The following is a 26,458-nucleotide window of genomic DNA, read 5'->3' on the forward strand; positions in this document are numbered from 1 at the left end:
AAGAGTCCTGCGCGTGCGTATGAAGTTGGGTGGCCTCGTCCTCACTGTGGTGATGGTGGGGCTGCTGGCTGCCTGCGGGCAGAACGGCACGAACGAGGCGGGCTACATCTCCGGTGACGGCCGCACCCAGGAGATCCCGGTCGCCGACCGCGGCGAGCCGGTCGAGCTGACCGGCGAGACCCTCGAGGGCAAGCCGTTCGACCTCGCCGACACGCGTGGCAAGGTCACGGTGCTCAACGTGTGGTGGACCGGCTGCGCGCCGTGCCGCAAGGAGATGCCGATGCTCCAGGCGGCCTACGAGGAGCTCGGTGACGAGGTCGCCTTCGTGGGGCTCAACACCCGCGACGCCTCGGCCGCCCAGGGGCTGGCCTTCGAGCGGCACTACGGCGTCGAGTACCCGTCGGTCTACTCGCCCGACGGTGCCGCCGTCCTCGCCCTGAAGGGGTCGCTGGCGCCCCGCGCCATCCCGGCCACCGCGATCCTCGACACCGAGGGGCGCGTGGCCGCGCTCATCCGCGGCGAGATCCCGTCGGCACGTACGCTCGACGAGCTCATCTCCTCGGCAGGAGCTGAATCGTGACGGACTGGTTCGCGAGCACCGCCGGGAGCGGGTCGCTGCTGCTGGCGGTCCCGATCGCGCTGCTGGCCGGGTTCCTCTCGTTCATCTCGCCCTGCACGCTGCCCATGCTCCCGGGCTACCTCTCCTACGCCACCGGCCTGTCCGGCGCCGACCTCGCCTCCGGTGACGTACGCCGCGGCCGCATGCTCGCCGGGTCACTGCTCTTCGTCGCCGGGTTCTCGGTGGTCTTCGTCCTGATGGGGATCACCGTCGGCGGGATCGCCTACAAGCTGCTCGAGTTCCAGCAGACCGGCACCAAGGTCCTCGGCGTCCTCTCGATCATCATGGGCGTCGCGTTCATGGGCTTCATCCCGCTGCTGCAGCGCGACCTGAAGTTCCACAAGGTACCCGCTGTCGGCCTGGCGGCCGCACCGCTGCTCGGCTTCCTCTTCGGGCTCGCCTGGACCCCGTGCACCGGTCCGACGCTCGGCGTCATCGCCGGGCTCGCCTGGGATCAGGGCACCGCCGCGCGCGGCGGCCTGCTGCTCGCGGTCTACGCGCTCGGCCTCGGCATCCCGTTCGTGCTCGTCGCGGTGATGTGGCGCAAGGCCACCGTCGCGCTGAGCTGGTTCCGCCGGCACACCCGCGCGATCACGATCATCGGCGGCGTGCTGATGATCCTGATCGGCGTCGCCATGCTCACCGGCTGGTGGGACAACGGCGTCCAGTGGCTCCAGGTCCAGCTCGTCCAGCGTTGGGAGGGCATCGCGCTGTGAGCACCACCTCTGTTCCCGACCAGAAGAACGAAGACGTACGCCGCCCGGGTGAGCTGAACGCCCGTGAGCTGGCACGCTGGGGCTGGCGCCAGCTGACCTCGATGCGTACGGCGCTGATCCTGCTCCTGCTGCTCGCGCTCGCGGCCGTCCCGGGGTCGCTGATCCCGCAGGACGGCGTCGACTCGCTGAAGGCCGACCAGTGGCGCGAGGCGCACACGACGCTGACGCCGATCTACGAGAAGCTCGGGCTCTTCAACGTCTACTCGACGCCGTGGTTCGCGGCCATCTACCTGCTGCTGATGGTCTCGCTCGTCGGCTGCATCATCCCGCGCTGCCTGGTCTACGCGAAGGCCATGCGCGCTCAGCCGCCGGCGACGCCGGCCAAGCTGACCCGGCTGCCCGACTCCGCCTCGTACGTCACCGATCAGGAGCCGGAGGAGGTCCTCGCCGCCGCGCGCAAGCAGCTCCGCGGCTACCGCCTCCGCAAGGACGAGTCGTCTTCCGGGGCAGACGGCGACTCCGTCTCGGCGGAGAAGGGCTATCTCCGCGAGGCCGGCAACCTGATCTTCCACATGTCGCTGATCATCGTGCTGGTCGCGTTCGCGACCGGGAGCCTGTTCGGCTACAAGGGCGGCGTGATCGTGCTGGTGGGGGAGGAGTACGGCTTCGCCAACGAGCTCTCGCAGTATGACGACTTCAAGCCCGGCTCCCTCTTCGCCCCCGAGGATCTCGACGACTTCAGCTTCAAGATCGACGACTTCAAGGCGGAGTGGCTGACCACCGGCGCGGGCGCCGGGACCGCACGCGGGTTCAACTCGAAGATCCGCTACACGGCGGGTACGAGCGAGGAGAAGACCTACGACCTGAAGGTCAACCACCCGCTGACCATCGGCGGCACCGACGTCTTCCTGCTCGCCCACGGCTACGCGCCGGTGATCACGGTGCGCGACGGCGAGGGCAACGTGGCCTACTCCGGCCCGACGATCTTCCTCCCGCAGAGCCAGAACCTGCTCTCCTTCGGGGTCGTGAAGGCGCCGTACGCCTCGCCCGAGGAGCTCGGCTTCCAGGGGCTGTTCTACCCGTTCGAAGGCACGGTCGACGGTGAGCCGGTCAACCTGATGGGCGACATCGGCGACGGCTCGCACGCGATGCTCTCGCTGCAGGGTTTCCGGGGCGACCTGAACCTCGACGCCGGGCCGCAGTCGGTCTACGCGCTCGACACGTCCAAGGCCAACATGATGTCGCCCGACGAGTCGGGGAAGGCGTTCAACCTGCGCCTGGGCGAGACCGTCGAGCTGCCCGACGGGCTCGGTTCGGTCTCGTTCGACGACGTCCAGCAGTGGAACCGGGTGCAGATCTCGAAGTCGCCCGGCAAGGAGTGGGCGCTGCTCGGGGTCTCCCTCGCCCTGGTGGGTCTGCTCGGGTCGCTCTTCATCCGCTCGCGACGGGTGTGGGTTCGCGCCCGCCGCGTCGATGGGGGCACACTGGTCGAGATCGCCGCGCTCGACCGCTCCGGCGGCGGGGACACCGCCGCCGTCGTCACCGGCCTCGTGGAGGCCCTCCGAGGCGTGCGAACACAGGAGGAGAAGGATGTCTGACCACACCTGGGGCGTTCTCAGCAACCAGGCCATCACGGCCGCCGGGGTCGTCTACTTCCTGGCGCTGCTCTGCGCGCTGGTCGAGTGGTCCGCCTGGCAGTCGCGGGCCCGGTCCGCGGTCGCGGCGAAGGAGCTCGTCGGGGCCGGTGCTCCGGCGGACGGGACCGCTGCCGAGCCGAACGCCGCCGATGCCGTACGCGAGCAGCGGGCCGCCCTCTTCGGCCGCCTCAGCCTGCTCCTGACCGCGATCGCGGTGGCGTGCCACTTCGCGGCGCTGGTCGCCCGCGGGATGGCCGCCGACCCCAACCGGGTGCCGTGGGGCAACATGTACGAGTTCACGATCTCGGGCTCGTTCGTGGTGGCCGCTGCGTACGTCGTCCTGCACCGGCGCCTGAAGCTGGCCTGGATGGCGCCGTGGCTGCTCGGCTTCACCGTCGTGGTACTGATGCTGGCCGTCGTCGGGCTCTACGAGCCGGTCGCGCCGCTGACCGAGGCGCTCAACTCCTACTGGCTCGTCATCCACGTCATCGCCGCCATCATCGCCACCGGCGGGTTCACCCTGGGCGGCATCGCGGCGGTGGCGTACCTGCTCAAGTCGCGCTTCCCCGACGCCGCCCTGCTGGCGCGGGTGCCCGAGCTGGACGCGCTCGACCGGGTCTCCTACCGGATCCACGCCTTCGCGTTCCCGGTGTGGACCTTCGGCGTGCTGATCTCCGGGCCGATCTGGGCCCACGAGGCTTGGGGCTCCTACTGGAACTGGGACCCCAAGGAGGTCTGGGCGTTCATCACCTGGGTCGTCTACGCGGGTTACCTGCACGCGCGCGCGACCGCCGGCTGGAAGGGCAAGAAGGCCGCGATCGTCGCGCTGATCGGCCTGGCCACGCTGTGGTTCAACTTCATCGGCATCAACTACTTCTCGTCCACCTCGCAGCATTCGTACGCAGCGCCCGCGGCCCCGGCTGTTGTCGAGCTCACTGAGGGAGCCTCACGATGAAAGAGTTCTGGATCTACACCGGCCTGCGGCTGCTGTCGCTGGTCGCCACCTTCGGCATCGTGGCGGGCATCTGGTCGCTCGTCGCCGGCGAGGTCGACATCTTCCTCTCGGTGATCGTGGCGTTCGTGATCAGCGGCGTGCTCTCCTTCTTCGTGCTCGACCCGCAGCGGCGGGCGTTCGCCGAGAAGGTCGAGGCCCGGGCCGCGAAGGCGGTCGAGGCCGCGCGCGCCAAGGAGGACGCCGAGATCGACTCCGAGACCGGCTCCGAGATCGACTCCGAGGCCGACACCCCCTCGAACGGCGAAGGCGATAGCCACAAGGTCTCCTGACCTGGTAGATAACGGTCATGTCGATCGTTCACAAGGCCACGCTCACCCCGTCGAAGAAGGAGATCTTCGGCGCCTGGCTCGCCACCCAGTCGTGGTGCGAGGGTGACCTGACCGGGACGATCGGTTCCTACCGGTTCGACGATCCGGCCGGAAGAGTCGGGATCGAGTGTGTGCTCCTCGAGGTCGGCGATTCCGTCGTCCACCTCCCGGTCTCCTACCGGGAGGCGCCGCTCGACGGCGCCGAGGACTTCCTGATGGCGACCACCGAGCACTCGGCGCTGGGGACCCGCTACGTCTACGACGCCTGCGCCGACCCGGTCGCGGTCCGGGCGCTGCTGGCGGCCGCGCTCACCGGCGCGACCCAGGAGCCGATGGACGTCTACGACCAGGGCCGTCTGGTCGAGCGCCGCGAGACGGTCGTCACCGCGGCCGGCACCGGCTCGTGGTCGCGCCACGCGGTGCCGCACTTCGACGGTGTCACCATCCGCTCCCACGGCGCCGAGTCGCGCGTCGAGGTGGGCAGCTTCGTGGTCGTCGTCAAGCGCGTCGTCGACGGCTCCGACGCCGACGGCACGGACTCGATCCAGGTCACCTGGCCGGACGGTGACGCGGCGCTGGTGGGCGTACGTCACCGCTGATCGCAGAGGCCGGCTCGTCGCTGTTGCGACAGGCCTGCCGTCCTGTCTGTGAGCCTGCTGTGAGATTCAGGTGATCAACGGGGGCACCACTAAGTCACGAGTCGGAAACATCCTCGTCCTGCACTTGACGCATTCGGAGGTGAGGAGGCACATTGTCTCGATGTGAGCGTTCACATCTGTGATGTGGCTCACCCGGGAACCGGCCTGTGCGCCGGTCTCCGGCACCCCCGACAGCGGCGCGTCGGCCTACCGGCGTGGCCGTAGATGAAATGGAGCAGGTTAGTGCGCAAGGTACTCACCACGATCACCGCGGCGGCGCTTGCGCTCGGCCTGGCGGCATGCGGTGGCGGCGACGGCGGCGAGGGCGGCGACAAGGGCACCGTCGGCGTGGCCATGCCGACCAAGTCCTCGGAGCGCTGGATCGCAGACGGCAACAACATCAAGAAGCAGCTCGAGGCCGAGGGCTACAAGGTCGACCTCCAGTACGCCGAGGACGACATCCCGACCCAGGTCTCCCAGGTCGAGAACATGGTCACCAAGGGCGTCGACGTCCTCGTGGTCGCGGCCATCGACGGCACCGCGCTCGGCGACGTGCTCGAGACCGCGGAGTCGCAGGACATCCCGATCATCAGCTACGACCGCCTCATCCGCGACACCGAGGCCGTCGACTACTACTCGACCTTCGACAACTTCCAGGTCGGCGTGCAGCAGGCCACCTCGCTCGTCGAGGGCCTGAAGGCCAAGGGCGAGGGCCCCTACAACGTCGAGCTCTTCGGTGGTTCGCCCGACGACAACAACGCCACCTTCTTCTGGGACGGCGCCATGTCGGTGCTCGAGCCGCTGATCAAGTCCGGCGAGATCGTCATCCCCTCCGGTCAGACCGACTTCAAGCAGGCCGCGATCCTGCGCTGGGACCCCGCCACCGCGCAGAAGCGCATGGAGGACATCCTCACCAAGACGTACGCCTCCAAGAAGGTCCAGGGCGTGCTCTCGCCCTACGACGGCCTCTCGCTCGGCATCATCGCCGCGCTCAAGGGCAACGGCTACACCACCGCCGACCTCCCGGTCGTGACCGGTCAGGACGCCGAGGTGCAGTCGGTGAAGTCGATCAACGCCGGTGAGCAGTACTCCACGATCTTCAAGGACACCCGCGAGCTCGCGAAGGTGACCGTCGACATGATCGTCGCCGTCGGTGCGGGCGAGGAGCCCGAGGTCAACGACACCGAGACCTACGACAACGGCAAGAAGGTCGTCCCGTCCTACCTCCTCGACCCGGTCGTGGTCACCAAGGAAGACGTCACCAAGGTGCTCGTCGACTCCGAGTACTACACCGCCGACGAGATCAAGTAGCACCCCGTACGCGGCGTGGGCCCGGGTCCCTCCGGACCGGGCCCACGCCGGCCCCTTGCCAGATAGCAGGAACCACATGAGCTCACCGATCCTGGAGATGCGCGGCATCACCAAGGAGTTCCCCGGCGTCAAGGCGCTCTCCGACGTCAACCTCGTCGTCAACCGTGGCGACATCCACGCGATCTGCGGTGAGAACGGCGCCGGCAAGAGCACCCTGATGAAGGTGCTCAGCGGGGTCTACCCCCACGGCACCTACAGCGGCGACATCGTCTTCGAGGGCGAGACCGCCACGTTCGCCAACATCCGGCAGAGCGAAGCCGCCGGCATCGTGATCATCCACCAGGAGCTCGCCCTCATCCCCGAGCTCTCGATCGCGGAGAACATCTTCCTCGGCAACGAGACCGCCAAGCGCGGCATCATCGACTGGGGCCGCGCCAACCGCGAGGCGATCGACCTGCTCGCGCGGGTCGGCCTGCGGGAGAACCCGCTGACGCCGGTGAAGAACCTCGGGATCGGCAAGCAGCAGCTCGTCGAGATCGCCAAGGCGCTCTCGAAGGAGGTCAAGCTGCTCATCCTCGACGAGCCGACCGCCGCCCTCAACGACGACGACTCCCAGCATCTCCTCGCGCTCCTGGAGGGGCTGAAGGAGAAGGGGATCACCTCGATCATGATCAGCCACAAGCTGAACGAGATCGAGCAGATCGCCGACGAGATCACCATCATCCGCGACGGTCAGAGCATCGAGACCCTCTCGGTCGCCGCCGGCGGCGTGGACGAGGACCGGATCATCCGCGGGATGGTCGGCCGTGACCTGGAGAACCGCTTCCCCGACCACACCCCCTCCATCGGGGACGTGCTCTTCGAGGTGCGCGACTGGACCGTCATGCACCCGCAGGACAGCCACCGCGAGGTCATCCGCCAGGCCAACCTGTCCGTGCGAGCCGGCGAGATCGTCGGCATCGCCGGGATGATGGGTGCGGGACGTACGGAGCTGGCGCGGTCGATCTTCGGCCGCTCCTACGGCTCCCGCACGTCCGGCTCGCTGGTGCTGGAGGGCAAGGAGCTGCAGCTCAACACGGTCACCCAGGCGATCGAGGCCGGCATCGCGTACGTCTCGGAGGACCGCAAGGGCCTCGGGCTCAACCTCATCGACGACATCAAGACCTCGGTCACCGCGGCGGCGCTGAACAAGCTGCGGCGTGGGCTGGTCGTCGACGAGCACAAGGAGGTCGTGGTCGCCGAGGGCTACCGCAAGAACCTCAACATCAAGGCGCCGTCGATCACCGCCGGGGTCGGCAAGCTCTCCGGCGGCAACCAGCAGAAGGTGGTGCTGTCCAAGTGGATGTACACCGACCCGAAGCTGCTGATCCTCGACGAGCCGACCCGTGGCATCGACGTCGGTGCCAAGTACGAGATCTACGGGATCATCCAGGAGCTCGCCCGCAGCGGTCGCGGCGTACTGGTGATCTCCTCCGAGCTGCCCGAGCTGCTCGGTCTGTGTGATCGCATCTACACGCTCGCCGAGGGCGTGATCACCCATGAGTTCGACCGCTCAGAGGCCACCCAGGAGTCCCTGATGCGCTACATGACCGCGGACGCGAGGAAGTAACACCCGATGAATGCCCTGCTCAACACGCTGCGCGGGAACCTCCGCCAGTACGGGATGATCATCGCTCTGGCGGCGATCGTCATCCTCTTCCAGATCTCGACCGAGGGCGTGCTGCTCAAGCCGCTCAACGTCTCGAACCTGGTCGTCCAGAACGCTCAGATCCTGATCCTGGCCATCGGCATGGTGATCGTGATCGTGGCGCGCCACATCGACCTCTCGGTCGGCTCCGTGGCCGCCTTCGTGGGCGCCGCCTCGGCGATCATGATGACCCAGTACGACTTCCCGTGGTGGCTGGCCGTCTTCCTCGGCCTGCTGATCGGCACCGCGATCGGCGCCTGGCACGGCTTCTGGGTGGCGTACGTCGGGATCCCGGCGTTCATCGTCACGCTGGCCTCGATGCTGCTCTTCCGCGGTCTGACCCTGGTCGTGCTCAAGGGCGCGACCGTCGGTGGTCTGCCCGAGCAGTTCAAGGCCATCGGCAACGGCTTCCTGCCCGAGATCGGGCCGGACACCGGGTTCCACAACCTGACGCTGATCATCGCCGTCGCCGCCGTCGCGGTGCTCATCGTGCTCGAGGTGCGGCGCCGGTCGGCTCAGGCCGCCTACAACTTCGACGTCCTGCCCTTCCCGCTCTTCGTGGTGAAGCTGGCGCTGCTGACGATCGTGATCATGTACTTCGCCTACCTGCTCGCCGACGCGCGCGGCCTGCCGATCGTCGGCCTGATCCTGGGCGGCCTGATCGTGGTCTACACGTTCATCATGAACCGGACCGTCTTCGGCCGCCACGTCTACGCGATCGGCGGCAATGTCGACGCGGCGACGATGTCCGGCGTCAACACCAAGCGTGTCGACTTCCTGGTCATGATGAACATGGGTCTGCTCTCCGGTCTCGCGGGCCTGGTCACCACCGCCCGTCTGACCGCGGCCAACCCCAAGGCCGGTGTGAACTTCGAGCTCGACGCGATCGCCGCCGCCTTCATCGGTGGCGCGGCCGTCACCGGCGGTGTCGGCACCGTCGTCGGCGCGATCATCGGTGGTCTCGTCATGGGTGTCCTCAACAACGGCATGTCGCTGCTCGGTGTCTCCATCGACTGGCAGCAGGCCATCAAGGGCCTCGTGCTCCTGCTCGCCGTCGCCTTCGACGTGTGGAACAAGCGCCGCACCGCCGGCTCCGGTGGCGCGGGTGCCGAGTCCGCCGAGCCCAGCGCTCCGCCGCCCGACAAGCTGGCCGAGGAGATCGAGGCCATGGAGGCCGAGCTGAGCGTCGACTCCAACGACCCTCCGAAGACCTGATCCATCCCTCCCTCCCCCACCCCACGACCCCTGTCCTCCCCCCGGGCAGGGGTCGTCGGGTTTTCGGGGTTGGTGTGCGTTACATCCCCGCGGCACCCGCAACGAGCCGTCGGTGTTGAATAGCGGGGTGGCAAACACCGCTCAGTGGCTCCAGGGAGCCCGTCCTCGCACCCTCCCCGCGGCGCTCGCGCCGGTCATCGCCGGCACCGGAGTGGCTGCGTACGCCGGTGGGTTGGTCTGGTGGAAGGCGCTGCTCGCGCTCGTCGTGGCGCTGGCGCTGCAGGTCGCGGTCAACTACGCCAACGACTACTCCGACGGGATCCGCGGGACCGACGACGAGCGCGTGGGGCCGTTGCGGCTCACCGGCTCGGGCCTCGCGGCGCCGGCCTCGGTCAAGCGGGCCGCGTTCATCGCCTTCGGCGTCGCCGCGGTGGCGGGGCTGGTGCTGGCGGTGACCTCCGCGTGGTGGCTGGTCGTCGTGGGCCTGGTCTGCATGATCGCCGCCTGGTACTACACCGGCGGCTCGCACCCCTACGGTTACGCCGGCCTCGGCGAGGTCATGGTCTTCGTCTTCTTCGGCCTCGTCGCGGTCGTCGGCACCACCTTCGTCCAGACCCAGACCTGGGAGTGGGGCGCGCTGTGGGCAGGCGTCGGCATCGGCGCGATCACCTCGGCCCTCCTCGTCGCCAACAATCTCCGCGACATCCCCGGTGACACCGAGTCGGGCAAGATCACCCTCGCCGTACGCCTCGGCGACGCGCGCACCCGCTGGCTCTACGTAGCCCTCGTGGCCGTCGCCGCCGTCTCGGTCGTGCTCGTGGCCCTGACGACCTCCTGGTGGGCGCTGCTGGGCCTCGGGTTCGTCGTGGTCGCCGCTCAGGGCGTCCGCACCGTCCTCGACCGCGCCAACCTCGGCCCGCGGCTCATCCCCGTCCTCCAGCAGACGGGGCTGGCCACGCTCGTGTGGGGGCTGCTGGTCGGCGTACCTCTGCTGTTCGTCTGAGCGCCTGCGAACGGTGTAACACGCTGTTCGCAGCACTATCCGGTCGTTCTGATAGGGCGAGTAGTGCTACGAACGACGTGTTACATCTCCCGCAGCCCAGGCTCATGCCACCTTCGGGCGACGTACGCGGAATCGCTCCAGGTCTGAGATGTCGGTGCCGAAGGCTCGGCAGGTGGTCAGATACTCGCGGGTCAGGCGGCCCTTGAGGACGTCGCGGTTGCGGCCGAAGAGGTCGGCCCACCCGACGCGCGACATGCCGAGATGGAAACCGTGAGCCCAGTCCTGTCGGGCCTTCTCCTCGGCCAGGATGTCATCGACCGACCTGAGCGCCAGACCTCCGTCGGCGACAGGGACATACTTGCTCCGGCCGTCGAACTCGAAGAGGTGACGGCCCGCCCGGAGGTCGAACCTGGCGGTGCGTACGCCGTCCGTGATCTCGAACTGCGTCTCAATCCCCGTCAGCCCGAGCTCTTCGAGTACGTCGCGGGTGAGTGACTCCCCGACCGCCTCGGCGCCCGGGTCAGAGAGGTCGATGGCCTCGATCGCCAGTCGGCGGTTGGGCCAATTTTTCATGTGGTCGAGGACCTCCCAGAGCTCGTCGACGGACACCCCCATCCTTCGAGCAGAGTCGACGGCGACGACCCCGTACGGGCGGCCGTGCTCGCGGGCGATGTCGATCGCGGTCCGGGCGAGGCCGAGGACCTCGAACCCGTTCACCTGAACGACTTGAGCGTCGAGGTAAGGCGCGAGGTGGTGCTTCACGCCCCACTTGTTGTGAGTGCCGACGACGGGCTGGCGGGTCACGTGGGTCTGCGGCTTTCTGGGCAGGAGGATGCCCATGTCGAGCTCCAGTGCAGCAGTGTCGTGACTTCGGATGAACGGGACGGTGATCGCGGCGCACGCCGCCCGGTCGAGGAGCCGTTGCCTGTCGGAGGGCAGCCTGACGCTCTCGACGTAGGTGCTTTCGGCGTAGACCCCCCGGCGTACGACGGTCCACATGCCCTCCTTGAGGTGCCGGTGGATCGCGTTGAGGTCGAGGCCGGCCGCGAGCGCTTGGTTGTGGGTGACGAGGCCGTGGTTGGCCGCCATGATCGCCTGGATGCGCGGGTTCATGTCACCACCCTGCTGCCTCCCACGGACAACCGCAGGCGCCCGCCGCCGCGCTGTGGATAACGCCGCCGCGGGGTGGCGCTGTGGATGGTGAGTGGCCCGGCGCGGCGGACTGGGCGAGGTGTAACACGCTGTTCGTAGCACTATCCGGTCGTTCATTTAGGGCGAGTAGTACTACGAACGACGTGTTACACGACCGCCTACACCAGCTCAGCCACCGACCTCCGCCGCCGTGCCAGATAGCGCTCAGCAGCGCGGGCGGAGGGGTGGACGCCGATCGCGGCGGCGACGATGATCCCGGCGATGACGGCCCAGCCGAGGTGACCGAGCTCCATGGCCAGGAAGGTGTACGCCGCAGGGGCCCAGACGGTGCCGAGGGTGTAGCCGACCTGGGCCGCGCCCTGGTAGTCGCCGCGGTGCTCCGGGTCGGAGAGGTCGGCGACCAGGCCCCACTCGCCGGCGGACTGGAAGAGCTCGGCGCCGGTGACGGTCACGTGGCCGATCCAGACGAGTGCGATCGTGAGAAGCCCGACGGTGTCGTGGGTGACCGCGATGATGGCGCAGGAGGCCAGGAAGCAGAGCGCGCCCCGCCGCTGCGCACGCAGCGAGGTCGTCACGTCGGTCACGCCGCGGGCGGCGATCACCTGCAGACCGACGGCCATGACGGTGTTGGTGCCGAACAGCCACGCCAGCAGCACTCGCGGGGCGTCGGTCTCCTGGACCAGCCACAGCGGGATGACGACGTTGAGCAGGACCTGGTGAGTCCCGAGCACGCCGTCGAAGAAGGTGGTGGCGAGGAAGGCGCGGTTGCGCAGGGCGCCGAGGCGGTCGCGTACGTCCTTCTTCAGGTCGCCGGGCGAGGCAGCGGTGGCGAGGCGGGGGAGCCGCGAGATCCAGTAGGCGTTGACCAGCAGCACCACGGCGGTCATCAGGGGAACGGCCTTGATCAGGGTGTTGGAGTCGGCCGCGAGGGCGAGGCCGCTGGCCAGGGCGCCGAGCGTGTAGCCGACGTTGCGGGCGGCGCGCATGTAGGCGAACCCGCGCACCCGGGTCGCTGCGGGGAAGACCGAGATCCGGTAGGCGTCACGGCCCGACTTCTGCCAGGAGGAGGCGAGCGCGAGGAGCACCTCCACGGCGACGTACGCGGCGAAGTTGCCGACCAGTACCCAGGCGCCGAACAGCAGCGCCTGGAGAACGGCACCGGCGATCCAGCTGAACCGGGTGCCGAGACGATCCGCGAGTCGGCCCAGGGGGACGGCGAACATAAAGGTGGCGACGCCCGCGATCGTGAGACCGAGGCCGACCTGTGCGGCGGAGAGGCCGACGATCTGGGTGAAGAAGACCGCCGAACCGGTGAGAAAGGTGCCTTCGGCGAAGGCCGACAGCACCGACTGGTACGACATCGCCCGGATGAGCGGGTCGTCGGAGAGGACCTTGTCCCTCAACCGGATGAAGTGAGGGGACACGTCGACTCCGAACTATCTTGACATCGAGACAAGCGCAGTCTTGTCATCGCCTCGTTCGACGTCAAACAGTTATCTGTGCTGCTCGGTCCCCAAACCGGGCAGCGAGAAAAAAGGAGCCCATCGCGCCGGCACCCGTGTGTCGGCGTAGGTGGCGGCCGGGGTCAGCGGGTGGAGCCCTCGATCGTGCCGATCACGCCGCCGAAGACGTCGGTGGTGACGCCCCAGATGCCACCGGCGATGGCCGAGATCGTGCTGGTCAGTCCCTGCGGATCGGTGAACAGCCAGAACCCGACGAACAGAACGCCGATGACGATGAAGATCTTCTTCTTGTCCATGTGAGCTCGTCCTCCCGAGAAATCCGATTGAATGTAATGTAAATTCGCGAATCCGGACGCAAGCGCGCGAAATTCGCGAGGATGCACCGGAATATAGGTTCCCCGAAGTTAGCCTCCCCTCGCAAGAATTCGCCGAAGGAGACCACTGAGCGGGACAGTGTCGCGCCCAACGGTCCGGTGGGTGGCATGACCGCCGGGTGAACCGGGTGCGCCACCGCCCCCTACGCGCGCGGTACAAGACGTGTCGTCAGGTGGAACGAGGTGCGCCGAGGCGGTCTGGCGACTACGCTCGTCTCACATGGCGGTGGCGTTTGTCCAGAAATGCCGATGCCCGGGAGTTTGCGTCAGCGCGCGGGAGGGGCGAGACGCCTCCACCCACCGGTGCCGCATGGGGCTGCGCCGGACGGGACAATCGAATACTTCCGGACGTGTCCGGCAACCACACCTCACCTCGGGAAAGGGAGCAGAGCAATGGCACCGCACCAGTTGATTCAGAGTACGACTCAGGCCGCCGAGTACGGCACCGGTGGCCTGGCCGAGTGGATCACCGACAACATCATCACCCTCGTCGTCCTGATCCTGGGCGTCACGGTCCTGTGGGCTGCCCGCAGCGGCAACATCTCCAAGGCCGTGACGATCGTCGGCGGCCTGATCATCGGTCTCGGCGTCCTCGGCCTGGCCGTCGGCAACAACGCCACGGACCTCGGCACGTGGATGGCTGGTCTCTTCAAGGGGTGATCCCGGTCCCGTTAGCTAACCCAGGGAGGGATCTCGGGGATGAGGCTGCCTGACGACGACGAGCTGTACGAGGTCGACCAGACGTATCTCGGTCCCCCTCGTCGCTACATCGGGGAGATGCGTTATCGCACCATCTTCCTGTTCCTGGTGATCGCACCAGTGACGCTTGTGCTGCTGCGCAAGCTCGGCATGCCGGTGACGCTGCTCAGCATGGGACTGTGGCTGATCGGCGCCTCCTACCTCTCGATGAAGGCCTCCGACTACATCAGCTCGGAGAGCTCCGCCGGAGCCTGGCTGATGACCTTCTGGCACGAGCTGACCACGCCACGCGTGGAGACGGGCGTTCAGTACGCAGGCGGGGCGGCTGTCGCCTTCCGCCACGCCACGAGCCCCCGGGGCGGCTGGGCCAAGGCGATGCGACGGCCGGGCCGCCGGTTCGCGCAGCAGCCCGGCGCCACTCCGGAGCCGCAGATGCTGCAGGCGACCGTGGTCGCCTCGAAGCCGCGCACCCACACCCCGCCGGTACGCGGCAAGGCCGCGCCCGTCCGACCGGTGATCGAGGCCAAGGTCGTCGAGGAGCCGCTTCCCGCCCAGCTCAAGGTCCAGCCCGCGGTCCAGCCGGTGCGTCAGCCTGCGCGCCAGCACCAGTCCGGCGTACGTCCGGCGAAGGGCGGCTGGTCCAGCCGGCCGTCCTCCTCGCCGCGTGAGCCCCGTGACGTCCCGTGGAAGGGCGGGGCGCCGTGGCAGGCACGCCAGGAGCGCGAGCAGCCCGCGCCGCCGCCTCCGGCCGCTTCTCCCGCGCCGCCGCCCCCTCCTCCTGCCACTCCGGCCCCTCCTGCCAGTCCGTCGGCGACTCCGCCGGCCACCCCGGTCGCTGCGCCGGCCCGACCCGCTGCGCCGCCCCCGTCGTCTCCGCCTCCGCCCCCGCCCGCTCAGGCCCCTGCAGCCCAGCAGCCCGCCCCGAAGCCGGCGGACGAGGGCACCGGCCAGGAGGCTCCGAAGCCGGCCCGGCAGCCGCTGTCGCACGCGGTCAGGCCGGCCGTGGTGATCGCGCCGGAGCCGGGTCTCGACGACCTCGATGAGTTCGACGACTTCGACGAGTTCGACGATGCGCCCTCGGGACGTACGCGTCCCAGGGACAATCAGGACGAGTGGGCGACGACCGACGAGCGCCCGCAGAGCGTGGACGACTACCGCAAGCGCCTCAACGGCGACGACGCACCCAACGACGGAGGAACCGCATGAGGCGGCCGCGAACGGAGCGGGCCTACGGGCCTGGCTTCGAGAAGCCCAAGCCGGGACGCAGGAGCGTCTTCGGCCGGGGCGGCGACGACTCGAAGGGCGTCCATGAGCCCAGAGGTGACAAGTGGGCGCTGGAGGAGGTGCGCGGTCACCTGACCTTCACCGGCGACCGCATCATCGCCTGGTACCTCGCCGAGCCGCAGACCTGGTCGTTCCGTGCCCACTCCGACCTCGAGGCGCTGATCACCGACCAGGCCAGCCAGCTGGCCGACCTGGTCGGCAACACGATCCACGGCCGGGTCACCACCCGCCCCTATCCCGTACGTCACTGGGCGCATGCCGCGTTCGCCAACGCCCCCGACCCGCAGCCCGGGTTCGAGGAGATGATGGCGCGCAACCAGGCCCACATGGCCGCCCACAGCCAGGCCGACAAGCTCGTCTACTACGGCGTCGATCTCGGCCGCCGCGACGCGACGGTGCGCACCCTGGCGAAGTTCTCCGCCAGCGCCGCCGAGCGGGAGATGGCCGCGATCAGCGAGCGGCTCGACACGGTCAACCGGGTGATGTCGCGGCCGGGCTTCTCGGCGCGGCCCGCGGTCGGTCACGACATGGAGTGGATGATCGCCCGTTCGCTCTCGCTGGGGGCCAAGATCCCCGTGCCGGAGCCGGGCGAGGCCCAGCAGAACTTCCTCGACACCGACGACATGGCCGAGTGGTTCGAGTCGGTCGCCTGGTCGGCCGAGCCGCTGGCCCCGACGGTGCAGGTCACCAGCAGCATCGGCGGCCGCCAGGAGACCAGCCACGTGTGCGTGCTGACCGTCTCCCGGATCGGCGACATCGAGGTCCCCGAGACCCATGCGCCGTGGATGGCGAAGACCGACGCGCTCGGCTTCCCGGTGGAGTGGTCCTTCCGGGTCGAGCCGCGCTCACCCGAGGACGTCTCCCGGGAGATGGCGAGCCTGACCCGGCGTATCGACGGCCAGGTCAGCCACTGGTCCGAGGACCACGGCAAGCGGCCGCCGAAGCAGCTCTCCCGCCAGGCCGGCCGGGCTGCCGACGTCGAGGACGAGATGCGCTCGGAGTTCACCGGACTCTCGACCCGGACCAGGGGCTGGTACCGGATCGCCGTCACCGGCCGCACCGAGGCCGAGGCGCTCGACAAGGCGCAGAAGGTCGTCGACCTCTACCGGCCGCAGATCAAGATCACCCGCCAGCTGGGGCAGTACCACCTGGCTCGCGAGTTCGTCCCGGGCGAGCCGCTCGCCTCGACCGCCCACGCCCGGAAGTTCCCGGTGCTCAAGGTCGCCGCCGGGCTCCCGGCGGTCACCGCGGAGGTGGGTGACAAGCGCGGCTTCTACCTCGGCGAGACCTCCGCGATGGCCTCGCGGGCGGTGCTGATGGACCCGTGGTACCTGACCGAGGTCATGGAGCAGGCGGGCCTGATCCCGCTCGTCGGCACCCCGGGTTCGGGAAAGTCGACCCTGATGGGCGTCGTCATCTACATGTCGATCCTGTCCGGCATCCACGGCGTCGCGATGGACCCGGCGGGCCGTCTGCAGCGGCTGATGACGCTGCCCGAGATCGGCGGCGGCATCTTCAACGGCCAACAGGTGCCGGCCCGCGCTCGCAGCGTCGACGTCCTCGGCGGTCGTCCGGGAAGCCTGTCGCCCTACGCGGTCGTGCCCGACCCCAACCCGGAGCTGATCCGGGCCGAGGCGATGTCGGACCACGAGTTCGCCGAGCGGCTCCACCGCGAGCGGTCGGCAGCGGTGCAGCAGCGCCGCGACCTCACCGTCTCCGTGCTCCGCTCCTGCCTCCCGGTCGGGCTGGCCAACAACGAAGAGGTGCTCAAGCGCATCCGCGCCCGCGTCATGGAGGCGCAGGCGGATCGTGGTGCCGACACCTCGACGATCGTGAAGATGCTCTTCGAGGGCGACGGCGGCGACCAGGAGATCGCCCGCGAGCTCGCCGCCGCCCGCGAGCGCGAGCTCGGCCGGCTCTTCTTCGGCAACGACTTCCTCCAGTCCGACGAGGAGCTGAAGGGCACGCCGTTCACGTTCTACAACCTCAAGGGCCTCAACACCCCGCCCGAGCACGTGCCGCGCGAGGAGTGGAGCGCCGAGGAGCAGATGGCGCGCCCGATCATGACCCTCGCGGCCTGGTCCGCGCTCCACCTGATCTACCGCAGCGACCCCAACGAGCGGAAGCTGTTCGCGCTCGACGAGGCCCACGAGGTCACCCAGGCCTCCGGCGGCACCGGGCGAGCGCTGGTCCACAAGCTCTCCAGCGACTCCCGCAAGAACAACTGTGCCGCGCTGGTCTCCACCCAGAACGCCTCCGCGATCCTGGGCTCCGACATCAACAACTTCGTCGGCGCGGCCTTCGTGGGACGTACGCAGGACGAGACCGCCCAGCGCGACGCGCTCAAGCTGCTCGGCAAGCCCGAGGGTCTGGGTTACGAGTCGATCCTGGCGCGGCTCTCGCCGCGCACCCGGCGCGGTGACGAGCAGCTGGGCTACCGCGAGTTCATCTACCGCGACGGCCTCGGTGGCGACACCGGCCACGGTGGCATGGAGATCATCAAGGTCACCCTCAACCACCACCCGGGTCTGCAGGAGGCGCTCAACACCACCGCCGACCCCACCCGCCGCGTCAGCCGGGCCATCGGCGGCGAGCCGGTCGACCGCGCCATGACCGATCGTTCCGGGGACGGGATCGGCTGATGCCGCCCCGCCCCGCCCACCGTCGGTCGAGCCGCGAGCGCCAGCGAGCGTGTCGAGACCAACACAGTCCCCTCGTCGCTCGACGGAACCGTGTTGGTCTCGACACGCCTCCGCCTAGCGGCTCCGGCGGCTCGACCAGCGGGGGCGGGTGGCGCCGTAGGGCGGCTGCCCTCCTCGTACTCGTGGTTGCTCTTCTGTCCGTCGCCGGGCCGGCGACGGCTGCGGGTCCGAAGGGGATCGACATCCCGATCCCGTTCGACCCCACGGGTGGGCTCTCGGGCGTGAGCGACGCGTGCAACAACCTGGATGCGCCGATGCCGGCTTCTCCCTACGGGGACGGCTCGTTCATCGTGCGGATGACGGCGCTGGGGGCGGCGTCGAAGGCGGGCACGGAGCTCAACGATCCGGAGAAGATCGACGACGAGCTGGACCCGTTCCGCAACAAGGACGAGGTCTCGCTGGAGTCGGCCTACGGCACGTCTCCGCAGTGGTGGACCTATGACAACGGCTGCACGGGGCAGTTCGTGGCGGGGGCCGGCACCTCGATCGGCAACATCATGCTGGAGATCTCGGGGATCCTGCCGAACTGGTCGCACGCGCTGCTGAACGCGGTGATCGGGGAGAACTCCTTCCTGAAGGCGCTGGACGACCCGATCGTGGCCGCGTCCAAGGCGGTCACGGACGGGGTCTGGGCGCCCTGGGTGAGCGTGGTGCTCCTGCTGGTCGCGGCGACGGTGATGATCCGGGCGCGGGACGGCCGGTTCGCGCGGGCGGTGACGGCGGCGGGCTGGGCGCTGGGTGTGCTCGTGGTGACCTCGTGGCTGATCCAGTATCCGGTCGAGTCGACCCGGTTGGTCGATGACGGGGTGCGGTCGGCGACCGGGTTGATCGCGACCGGGTTCAACGACGGCAGGACGGTCCCGGGCGTCGGTGACGACAACTTCGGTGAGACCGATGCGGTCAAGGCCGTGGACGGCCAGATGGACGAGGTGGTGCGTTCGACGCAGTACCGCACCTGGTTGGCGGGTGCGTTCGGCGACCCCGACTCGGCCACGGCGAAGACGTACGGTCCGCGGGTGTTCCGGTCGACGCACTTCTCCTGGCAGGAGTACGACGCCTACCGCAAGGACCCCAACGGCGAGGGCAAGAAGGTCCTGGAGGCCAAGCAGGACGCGTTCAAGGAGCATGCCGAGGCGGTCAAGAAGTCCGACCCGGTGGCGTACGAGTACTTCAAGGGTGAGCACTGGTCGCAGCGCGCGACCACGGCGCTGGTGAACCTCGTGGTGGTCGTGGTGGTGTGCGGGTTCCTGCTGGTCGCGGGCTTGGCGATCCTGCTCTCGTTCGCGTTGATCCGGTTGATCGTGCCGTTCGCGCCGGCGGCCGGGGTGCTGTTCATGCTGGACCACACCCGGGATGCCGCGGTGGCGATGCTGAAGCGGGTGGTGGGCCCGTTGGTGATGGGCCCGATCTACTTCCTGGTCGCGTTGCTGCTGCTGCGGCTGGACTCGGCGATCCTGACCTCGACGATGTGGTTCGTGCTGAAGCTGGGGCTGATCGCGGTGCTGACCGTGCTGGCCTGGCGACTCACCCGCCCCGCCGCCTACGGGATCCCGCTGCCGGGCATGGGCCGGCTCACCTCGATGCTCACCTCGTACGTCGGCGCCCGGACGGGCACCGAGGCCGGGGTACGCGACGCGACCGCCGACCGGCCCGCCACGGGCGGTGCCCCGGCCGGGACCGGAGCGATCTCGAGCCCCGGTGGGGTCTACATGCCCGGGCACGAGCTGACCGGCAACCGGCCGACCATGATCGCCGAGCAGGTGCCCAACCAGGCGCCGGTGACGGCTGCCGGGGCGCTGGGTGCCGGGTCGAGCGCGAGCGCAGCTCCGACGTACGCCCTGGGGTCCTCGATGAGCGGCAACGACGGTGAGCGCGTGGCCGGACAGTGGTTCGACTCGCGCTCCGCCGAGGTCGACGAGCCGCCCTACCGTGGCGAGCCGACTCGCGGACCTGCGGCGCAGGTCTACACCGACGGCCGCTCCGATGCGCCGAGCCCCGTCGACCACACCGCCTACTCCGACCGTGAGCCGGAGCCGCCGCGCCACTCGCCGGTCGCGGAGGCCAACGTGGACTACGACGCGGACGGCAACCCGGTCTTCGTCATCTACTCACCCAACGGGAACCGCTCGGTGCCCGTCGACAACGGTTCCAGCTGGGGGTCAGCTGAAGGAGGAGCCCGGTAGTGCGGTCGACAACGACGCGTGGTGTGCTGTGGGAGGTCATCGCGCCGGTGCTGAGGTGGCCCATGCGGTCGCCGTTCCGGTTCTTCTCGGTGGTCGTCGGCATCGTCTTCGTCATCTGGCTCATCGCCCAGTGGAGCGACGCCCCCGACGCCGAGCCGGCCGCGCAGCCCGAGCGGGGCTCGGCGACGGCCGAGCAGAGCCCCGGCGCCACCGGATCGCCGGCGCCGGTCCCTGACCCGCGGCCCCTGGCGACCAAGTTCGTCGCCGCGTGGGCCCGCCCCGACCTGACCACCGACCAGTGGTGGGAGGGCATCAACGCCGCCCGCCCGGACGAGTCGCTCGCCCAGGCCCTGGGCACCACCGACCCGGCGACCGTACCGGCGACCAAGGTCGTCGGCGCCGCGGAAGTGCTCGAGCAGACCGACGGGGAGGCCCGCGTCGAGGTCACCACCGACGGCCCCAAGGTCATCGTCTACCTGACGCTGGTCGACAACGTCTGGTACGTCGCGAACATCCTCCCCGGAGGTTAAGACCGTGCCTCTCGATCCGAAGGCGCCGGCTGCGCGGCGCCCCAGGCCACTTCGTTCAGACCTGCGCCCGGCGGCGTTGTCGTCGGTCGACGGCCAACACCGGGCCGCCTCCCTCCTCCGCCTTGCCGGACACGCACTGGAACGCCGCTCGCTCGGCGTCGCATCGAGAGGCACGGTCTGACATGTGGATCTTCAAGGCACGTCTGATCTGGGGAATCGTGGCCGCGGCGGCGACGCTCGTCCTGGTGGTCACCGGTGCCTTGGTGATCCTGATCGGCGGTCTGGCGAGCACCGAGCAGAGCAACCAGGACCAGGCCGAGTCGGGCTGTGTCGGCGGGGTCAACGCGATCCCGGCGGGCAACCTGGGGCCGGACGGTGAGGTGCCCGAGGGCAGCATCGCCGGCTTCAACACCGAGCAGATCCAGAACGCCCGGACGATCGTGGCGGTCGGCAAGCAGTCCGGCGTACCCGCCTACGGCTGGGTGATCGCGCTGGCGACCGCGATGCAGGAGAGCACCCTGCGCAACCTCGACTACGGCGACCGCGACTCGGTGGGTCTGTTCCAGCAGCGGCCGGTCTCCGGATGGGGCACCGTCGCCGACATCATGAACCCGGTCAAGTCGGCCCAGGCGTTCTACGGCGTTGCCGCCCACACCGGCAACACCGGCCTCCTGGACATCCCGGGGTGGCGCAAGATGCAGGTCACCGCGGCGGCCCAGGCGGTGCAGCGCTCGGCGTTCCCGCTGGCGTACGCCCAGCACGAGGACGAGGCGCGGGCTCTCGTCGCCGCGCTCGCCGACGGGGTCACCGCCGCCGACCTGAAGGCCACCGCGACCGACGTGGCCTGCACGATCGGCATGGCCGGGATCAGCACCTCCGTCGTACGTCCCATCCAGGCCGGGCTCGCGATCGACAACAACAACTACGGCAACTCAGGTTCCAACTGGGCCAACATGCACACCGGCAACGACTACTCCTCGCCGTGCGGCACCCCGGTGCAGGCGGCCCACGGCGGCACGATCGTGATCGAGTCGGGCGGCGGCTGGGGCTGGTCGGGACGCTGGCTGGTGAAGGTGCAGACGGCGCCCGGCAACCTGACCACGTGGTACGGCCACATGCAGTCGCTCTCCGTCCGCGAGGGCCAGATGGTCAAGGCCGGGCAGGTCATCGGGCAGGTCGGCAGCGAGGGCAACTCGACCGGCTGCCACCTCCACTTCGAGGTGCACCCGCACGGCGGCGGCTATCTGCAGGACCAGGTCGACCCCGCCGCGTGGCTGACGAAGAACATCGGCAAGACGCTCCAGGCCACCAAGCAGGTCGCCGGACTGCCGGGTGCGGGGCAGCCCGGTGCCTCTCCGGCGGCCGTCTCCGGCCCGCAGGTGCGCCTGGCCCAGGCCAACATCAAGGTCTCCCTTTCTCGCGCGAAGTACCGCTCCGACCTGGCCGAGGTCATGAAGCACGGACCCGACTTCGTCTCCCTGAACGAGGCCCAGTCGCGTACGGTCTCCGACATCTCGGTGCGCGGCTACGGCACCTACCGGGCCTCCTCGGACGAGTACGGCACCCGCAGCCAGGCGCTCAGCCCCGTCGTCATGTGGCGCACCGACCGCTGGGTGGCGGTCGACAAGGGCACCGTCCAGCTCACCAAGCCGGTCACCGGGGTCAAGAACGACAACAGGTACGCCACCTGGGTGGTGCTCGCCAGCAGCGACGGCTCCGGGCGGATCTCGGTGATCTCGACCCACACCATGACCTCGCCCGCCAAGAGCCCCCAGGCGCGTAAGGACGAGGCCCAGCGCGGCTTCGCGAAGCTCGCCGGGCTGGCGCAGGGCCTGCAGAAGTACGGCCCCGTCCTCGTCGCCGGCGACCTCAACTCGCCCTACCCGCGCGACGGCGGCGACGGGGACCCGTGGGGTCCGAAGCCGCTGATGACCAAGGCCGGGATGACCTCCTCCTTTGAGACCCTCGGCGCGCCCCCGCAGGGCTGGGCCACCCACGACGGCGGCGGCACCATCGACTGGCTCCTCGGTTCCAACGCCACCGCCACCCCCACGCGGCACGCCACGTTCAAGCTCGCCTCCGACCACCACGGCCTGGTGGGCGACTTCAACATCCGCGGCCAGTAGCGGCTGCGGGACGTGTAACACGTCGTTCGTAGCACTACTCGCCCTATCGGAACGACCGGATAGTGCTACGAACAGCGTGTTACAGCCCGCGGACCCAGCAGCCCACCGCAGGCCCTCCTACCGCAGGAGATAGCGTTGGGCGCATGAACGACGCGGTGGTACGGGCTGAGAAGACCGTCGCCGCGATGGCCGAGTGGCTCGCCGGAGGCGGGCCGGAGCACTGGGTCGTGGAGACCTCCGGCTCCACCGGCACGCCCAAGCGGGTGATGCTGTCGCGCGAGGCGATGACAGCGTCCGCGGCGGCGTCGGCGCGGCGGATCGGGGCGAGCGGGCAGTGGCTGCTGACCCTGCCCGATTCATACGTCGCCGGAGCCAACGTGATCGCCCGCTCGCTCCTCGCCGGCCACGAGCCGGTGATCGCCGCCGCCCACGAATCCTTCGCGAAGGCCACGGAGGCGATGGCGGAGGGGCCGCGGTTCGTCTCGATGGTGCCGACCCAGCTGCACCGGATCATCGAGTCCGGTGGCGACGATCTCGCCGCGCTGGCCGGCTTCCACACGCTGCTCCTCGGCGGTGGCCCGATCGACCCGTCGCTGCGTACCCGGGCCGAGCAGGCCGGGGTCGACGTCGTGGCCACCTACGGGTCGGCCGAGACCTGCGGCGGGTGCGTCTACGACGCGATGCCGCTGGACGGTGTCGGGATCGCGATCGGCACCGACGGCCGGGTCCGGATCAGTGGTCCGACGCTCTTCGACGGCTACCAGGACGATCCCGTCCAGACGGCGGAGGCGCTGGTGGACGGCTGGTTCCTCACCTCCGACGCCGGCACGCTGGACGAGGACGGACGGCTCCGGATCCTCGGCCGTCTCGACGACATGGTGATCACCGGGGGCGTGAAGGTGCCGGCGGCCCTCGTCGCCAGGAGGCTCCGCGAGCACCCGGCCGTGACGGCCGCCGAGGTGCTCGGCGTCGCTGACGACGAGTGGGGTCAGCGCCTGGTCGCCTTCGTCGTCGGCGACATCGACGCCGGCACCGCCCGTGAGTGGGTCGCCGCGGAGCATCCCCGCTCGTGGGCGCCGCGACAGGTCGTCGCGCTCGACGAGGTCCCGCTCCTCGGCAACGGGAAGCCCGACCGGCAGGCGTTGCTCGCGCTGGCCACGAGCGACGAGATGGAGTCCCGATGAGCCCGCAGGTCTTCTCCCTCCCGATGACCACGCGCTTCCGCGGGATCACCGAGCGCGAGGGCCTCGTCTTCGAGGGTGCCGGGGGATGGGGCGAGTGGTCGCCGTTCCTCGACTACGACACCCCCGAGATCGAGCCCTGGCTGCGCTGCGCCGAGGAGGCGGCCGCGGGGGACTGGCCGGTGCCTGTCCGTGACGCCGTGCCCGTCAACGCCACCGTGCCCGCCGTCGGGCCGGAGCGCGCCCACGAGATCGTGGCCAGGTCCGGGTGCGCGACCGCCAAGGTGAAGGTCGCCGACCCGGGCCAGAGCCTGGCCGACGACATCGCCCGCGTCGAGGCGGTCCGGGACGCCCTCGGCCCCGCGGGCAGGGTGCGCATCGACGTCAACGGCCTCTGGACGGTCGACGAGGCGTTGGCCTCGATCAAGGTGCTGGACCGTGCCGCCGGCGGCCTCGAGTACGTCGAGCAGCCCTGCCCCACGGTCGAGGAGCTCGCCGACGTACGCCGCAAGGTGGACGTCCCGATCGCCGCGGACGAGTCGATCCGGCGGGCCACGGACCCCTATCGCGTACGCGACCTCCAGGCTGCCGACGTGGCGGTGCTGAAGGTGCAGCCGCTGGGTGGCGTACGCGCCTGCCTGCGGATCGCCGAGGACATCGGGCTGCCGTGCGTGGTCTCCTCCGCGCTGGAGACCTCGGTCGGGATGGCCGCCGGGATCGCGCTCGCGGCGGCGCTGCCCGAGCTGCCCTATGCCTGCGGGCTGGGCACGGTCTCGATGTTCGCCGACGACATCACCGCGACCTCGCTCCTTCCGGAGGGTGGCCTCCTGCCGGTGCTCCCGGCCTCGCCGGCACCCGCCCGCCTCCTCGCCGAACCGGCGCTGCGCGCGAACGCGGAGCGTACGGAATCCTGGCGCCGGCGTCTCGCAGACGTGGTGGCCTACCGGGAAAGTGCCCCGGACCCTCACACAGCCGACGGAAGGAGCCGACGTGGCTACAGCTACTGAGCTCGCCCGGGCGGTCGTCACCGCGCTCCTCGAGGCGCGCGTCACCGACCTCGTCATCGCGCCGGGCTCGCGCAACGCGCCGCTGTCGTTCGCGGCCTTCGATGCCGCGCGGGCCGGGCTGGTGCGCCTGCACACCCGGATCGACGAGCGCTCGGCCGGCTTCTTCGCCCTGGGCCTGACCAAGGTCGGCTCGCGCGCGGCGGTGATGTGCACCTCCGGCACCGCGGTCGCCAACCTGCACCCGTCGGTGCTCGAGGCAGCCCATGCGGGCGTACCGCTGATCGTCGTCACCGCCGACCGGCCGGCGCGGCTCCGCGAGACCGGTGCCAACCAGGTCACCGACCAGGTCGGCATCTTCGGCCGGCTGGTGGAGACCCTCGATCTGGCCGAGGCGCCGGCCGAGGACCACATCGATGCCCTCGACGCCGCACGCGGCCCCGTCCACTGGAACCTCCAGCTCGACGAGCCGCTCACCCCGCCCGACCGGTGGGAGCCGGGGCGGGTCGAGGTCCGCACGGAGCCGCTACGCCCCGAGCTGAAGATCTACGAGTCGATCCCGACCGGCGCCGGTACGCCGCTGACGGTCGTCGTCGCAGGCGACGACGCCGGCCCGCCCTCGCGTGTCCTCGCCCAGGACGGCGGCTGGCCGCTGCTCGCCGAGCCCTCCTCGGGCGCCCGTACGGGCGACAACGCCCTCCGCTCCTACCGGCTGCTGCTCGAGTCGCCGCTCGCCCAGCGGATCGAGCGGGTCGTCGTCTACGGTCACCCGACCCTCTCGCGTCCGGTCACCAACCTGCTCGCGCGCGCCGACGTCGAGATCATCGCGGCCCCCGTCGACGGCATCTGGCCCGCGCGCCCGTTCCGGGTCGACCGCACGATCCGCACCCGGCTCCACGTCGACGGCACCCCGGACACCGCGTGGCTGGAGGAATGGCGCTCGGCCGATCGCGAGGTCAGCCGCCAGGTGGACCGGCTGCTCCACGAGCAGCCGGAGATGACCGCGTACGACGTCTCCGCCTGTGTCGCCCGCGCCCTGCCCGACGGCGGGCTCCTGATGCTGGGTCCCTCGAATCCCGTACGCGACCTGGACCTGATGATGCGGCCCAACAACGTCGGCGGGCGACGGAAGGTGATCGCCAACCGTGGCCTGGCCGGCATCGACGGCATCGTCTCGACCGCGATCGGCGCCGCCGTCGGCCGACCGTCGTCGACGCGCGCGCTCGCGCTGATGGGCGACGTCACCTTCCTGCACGACGCCGGTGGTCTCCTGCTCGGCCCCGAGGAGGTCAACCCCGACCTCACCCTCGTCGTCGCCAACGACGACGGCGGCTCGATCTTCGCCTCGCTCGAGCAGGGTGCCGACGACTACGCCGACCGCTTCGAGCGCCTCTTCGGAACTCCGCACGGCACCTCTCTCGAAGCCCTCTGCGCCGCCCACCGCATCCCGCACCTCGCGGTCACCTCCGTCCCCGAGCTCGAGGCCGCTCTCGCCTCCCCGAATGGCGGCATCGAGGTCATCGAGGCCGTGGTCTCCCGTGCCGGCCGCCGGGAGCTCGACCTGGCCATCCGCGCGCTCGCTCGTTCCTGAGCCGCCGCCCGGATGACATG

22 protein-coding genes are annotated in these 26,458 nt (G+C 69.8%); 19 read left to right on the forward strand and 3 right to left on the reverse strand.

Annotated elements, in window-relative coordinates; all coding sequences use genetic code 11:
* Positions 1–19 precede the first annotated feature (19 nt).
* From ACWZJV_RS16720 to ACWZJV_RS16765, 10 genes are all read left to right on the forward strand, one after another.
* Entirely contained in the window at positions 20–580 is a 561-nt protein-coding gene (locus ACWZJV_RS16720) for a TlpA family protein disulfide reductase (RefSeq protein WP_457181958.1), read from the forward strand.
* Positions 577–1,335 (forward strand): cytochrome c biogenesis CcdA family protein, encoded by a 759-nt coding sequence (locus ACWZJV_RS16725; RefSeq protein WP_457177249.1) that lies wholly within the window; start codon positions 577–579, stop codon positions 1,333–1,335. The genes ACWZJV_RS16720 and ACWZJV_RS16725 overlap by 4 nt, the downstream gene beginning before the upstream one ends.
* Entirely contained in the window at positions 1,332–2,933 is a 1,602-nt protein-coding gene (gene resB / locus ACWZJV_RS16730; RefSeq protein ID WP_457177250.1) for a cytochrome c biogenesis protein ResB, read from the forward strand. The genes ACWZJV_RS16725 and resB overlap by 4 nt, the downstream gene beginning before the upstream one ends.
* Positions 2,926–3,927 carry a c-type cytochrome biogenesis protein CcsB gene (gene ccsB / locus ACWZJV_RS16735; RefSeq protein WP_457177252.1) on the forward strand — a complete coding sequence of 334 codons (1,002 nt, stop codon included), beginning with the start codon at positions 2,926–2,928 and terminating at the stop codon, positions 3,925–3,927. Before resB ends, ccsB begins: the two co-directional genes overlap by 8 nt.
* Entirely contained in the window at positions 3,924–4,256 is a 333-nt protein-coding gene (locus tag ACWZJV_RS16740; protein ID WP_457177254.1) for a DUF4229 domain-containing protein, read from the forward strand. Before ccsB ends, ACWZJV_RS16740 begins: the two co-directional genes overlap by 4 nt.
* 17 nt (positions 4,257–4,273) lie before the next feature.
* Entirely contained in the window at positions 4,274–4,894 is a 621-nt protein-coding gene (locus ACWZJV_RS16745) for a maltokinase N-terminal cap-like domain-containing protein (protein WP_457177256.1), read from the forward strand.
* Between the two features lie 282 nt (positions 4,895–5,176).
* Entirely contained in the window at positions 5,177–6,244 is a 1,068-nt protein-coding gene (gene chvE, locus ACWZJV_RS16750) for a multiple monosaccharide ABC transporter substrate-binding protein (protein ID WP_457177258.1), read from the forward strand.
* A gap of 76 nt (positions 6,245–6,320) precedes the next feature.
* Positions 6,321–7,853: a multiple monosaccharide ABC transporter ATP-binding protein gene (gene mmsA / locus ACWZJV_RS16755; RefSeq protein WP_008356366.1), complete on the forward strand. Its 1,533-nt coding sequence runs from the start codon at positions 6,321–6,323 to the stop codon at positions 7,851–7,853.
* Between the two features lie 6 nt (positions 7,854–7,859).
* Positions 7,860–9,146 carry a multiple monosaccharide ABC transporter permease gene (mmsB, locus tag ACWZJV_RS16760; protein WP_457177261.1) on the forward strand — a complete coding sequence of 429 codons (1,287 nt, stop codon included), beginning with the start codon at positions 7,860–7,862 and terminating at the stop codon, positions 9,144–9,146.
* A gap of 127 nt (positions 9,147–9,273) precedes the next feature.
* Entirely contained in the window at positions 9,274–10,149 is an 876-nt protein-coding gene (locus tag ACWZJV_RS16765) for a 1,4-dihydroxy-2-naphthoate polyprenyltransferase (RefSeq protein ID WP_457177263.1), read from the forward strand.
* Between the two features lie 102 nt (positions 10,150–10,251).
* Here ACWZJV_RS16765 and ACWZJV_RS16770 read toward each other — a convergent pair whose 3' ends face one another.
* The 3 genes from ACWZJV_RS16770 to ACWZJV_RS16780 all read right to left on the reverse strand — a co-directional run bounded on the left by ACWZJV_RS16770 (position 10,252) and on the right by ACWZJV_RS16780 (position 13,060).
* Positions 10,252–11,262 carry a type IV toxin-antitoxin system AbiEi family antitoxin domain-containing protein gene (locus ACWZJV_RS16770; RefSeq protein WP_457177265.1) on the reverse strand — a complete coding sequence of 337 codons (1,011 nt, stop codon included), beginning with the start codon at positions 11,260–11,262 and terminating at the stop codon, positions 10,252–10,254.
* 197 nt (positions 11,263–11,459) lie between these two features.
* The gene (locus tag ACWZJV_RS16775) at positions 11,460–12,725 is read right to left on the reverse strand and encodes an MFS transporter (protein ID WP_457177267.1); all 1,266 of its coding nucleotides are present in this window, start codon (positions 12,723–12,725) and stop codon (positions 11,460–11,462) included.
* Positions 12,726–12,886: 161 nt separating this feature from the next.
* Entirely contained in the window at positions 12,887–13,060 is a 174-nt protein-coding gene (locus ACWZJV_RS16780) for a hypothetical protein (RefSeq protein ID WP_008356373.1), read from the reverse strand.
* Positions 13,061–13,531: 471 nt separating this feature from the next.
* Between ACWZJV_RS16780 and ACWZJV_RS16785 the strand changes: the two genes are divergently transcribed.
* From ACWZJV_RS16785 to menD, 9 genes are all read left to right on the forward strand, one after another.
* Positions 13,532–13,798: a hypothetical protein gene (locus ACWZJV_RS16785; protein WP_008356375.1), complete on the forward strand. Its 267-nt coding sequence runs from the start codon at positions 13,532–13,534 to the stop codon at positions 13,796–13,798.
* A gap of 39 nt (positions 13,799–13,837) precedes the next feature.
* Positions 13,838–15,043: a hypothetical protein gene (locus ACWZJV_RS16790; protein ID WP_457177269.1), complete on the forward strand. Its 1,206-nt coding sequence runs from the start codon at positions 13,838–13,840 to the stop codon at positions 15,041–15,043.
* Positions 15,040–17,763 (forward strand): ATP-binding protein, encoded by a 2,724-nt coding sequence (locus ACWZJV_RS16795; RefSeq protein ID WP_457177271.1) that lies wholly within the window; start codon positions 15,040–15,042, stop codon positions 17,761–17,763. The genes ACWZJV_RS16790 and ACWZJV_RS16795 overlap by 4 nt, the downstream gene beginning before the upstream one ends.
* Positions 17,764–17,945: 182 nt before the next feature.
* Positions 17,946–20,006, forward strand: coding sequence for a hypothetical protein (locus ACWZJV_RS16800; RefSeq protein WP_457177273.1), 2,061 nt, complete (start codon positions 17,946–17,948; stop codon positions 20,004–20,006).
* Positions 20,006–20,536, forward strand: a complete 531-nt coding sequence (locus ACWZJV_RS16805) for a hypothetical protein (RefSeq protein WP_008356387.1) — start codon at positions 20,006–20,008, stop codon at positions 20,534–20,536. Before ACWZJV_RS16800 ends, ACWZJV_RS16805 begins: the two co-directional genes overlap by 1 nt.
* Before the next feature lie 182 nt (positions 20,537–20,718).
* Positions 20,719–22,662, forward strand: a complete 1,944-nt coding sequence (locus tag ACWZJV_RS16810) for a peptidoglycan DD-metalloendopeptidase family protein (RefSeq protein WP_457177275.1) — start codon at positions 20,719–20,721, stop codon at positions 22,660–22,662.
* A gap of 143 nt (positions 22,663–22,805) precedes the next feature.
* A complete protein-coding gene (locus ACWZJV_RS16815) occupies positions 22,806–23,846 on the forward strand; it encodes an AMP-binding protein (protein ID WP_457177277.1) in 1,041 nt (346 codons plus the stop codon).
* Entirely contained in the window at positions 23,843–24,850 is a 1,008-nt protein-coding gene (locus ACWZJV_RS16820) for an o-succinylbenzoate synthase (RefSeq protein WP_457177279.1), read from the forward strand. The genes ACWZJV_RS16815 and ACWZJV_RS16820 overlap by 4 nt, the downstream gene beginning before the upstream one ends.
* Positions 24,834–26,438, forward strand: coding sequence for a 2-succinyl-5-enolpyruvyl-6-hydroxy-3-cyclohexene-1-carboxylic-acid synthase (gene menD / locus ACWZJV_RS16825; protein WP_457177280.1), 1,605 nt, complete (start codon positions 24,834–24,836; stop codon positions 26,436–26,438). The genes ACWZJV_RS16820 and menD overlap by 17 nt, the downstream gene beginning before the upstream one ends.
* The last annotated feature ends 20 nt before the right edge of the window (positions 26,439–26,458 follow it).

It is taken from the genome of Nocardioides sp. WG-D5 (assembly GCF_054031175.1).

Coding starts and splice junctions, on each gene's coding strand:
- ACWZJV_RS16720 (WP_457181958.1), top strand. CDS start 20: ATGAAGTTGGGTGGCCTCGTCCTCACTGTGGTGATGGTGGGGCTGCTG.
- ccsB (WP_457177252.1), top strand. CDS start 2,926: ATGTCTGACCACACCTGGGGCGTTCTCAGCAACCAGGCCATCACGGCC.
- ACWZJV_RS16740 (WP_457177254.1), top strand. CDS start 3,924: ATGAAAGAGTTCTGGATCTACACCGGCCTGCGGCTGCTGTCGCTGGTC.
- ACWZJV_RS16745 (WP_457177256.1), top strand. CDS start 4,274: ATGTCGATCGTTCACAAGGCCACGCTCACCCCGTCGAAGAAGGAGATC.
- mmsA (WP_008356366.1), top strand. CDS start 6,321: ATGAGCTCACCGATCCTGGAGATGCGCGGCATCACCAAGGAGTTCCCC.
- mmsB (WP_457177261.1), top strand. CDS start 7,860: ATGAATGCCCTGCTCAACACGCTGCGCGGGAACCTCCGCCAGTACGGG.
- ACWZJV_RS16770 (WP_457177265.1), bottom strand. CDS start 11,262: ATGAACCCGCGCATCCAGGCGATCATGGCGGCCAACCACGGCCTCGTC.
- ACWZJV_RS16780 (WP_008356373.1), bottom strand. CDS start 13,060: ATGGACAAGAAGAAGATCTTCATCGTCATCGGCGTTCTGTTCGTCGGG.
- ACWZJV_RS16785 (WP_008356375.1), top strand. CDS start 13,532: ATGGCACCGCACCAGTTGATTCAGAGTACGACTCAGGCCGCCGAGTAC.
- ACWZJV_RS16790 (WP_457177269.1), top strand. CDS start 13,838: ATGAGGCTGCCTGACGACGACGAGCTGTACGAGGTCGACCAGACGTAT.
- ACWZJV_RS16795 (WP_457177271.1), top strand. CDS start 15,040: ATGAGGCGGCCGCGAACGGAGCGGGCCTACGGGCCTGGCTTCGAGAAG.
- ACWZJV_RS16810 (WP_457177275.1), top strand. CDS start 20,719: ATGTGGATCTTCAAGGCACGTCTGATCTGGGGAATCGTGGCCGCGGCG.
- ACWZJV_RS16815 (WP_457177277.1), top strand. CDS start 22,806: ATGAACGACGCGGTGGTACGGGCTGAGAAGACCGTCGCCGCGATGGCC.
- ACWZJV_RS16820 (WP_457177279.1), top strand. CDS start 23,843: ATGAGCCCGCAGGTCTTCTCCCTCCCGATGACCACGCGCTTCCGCGGG.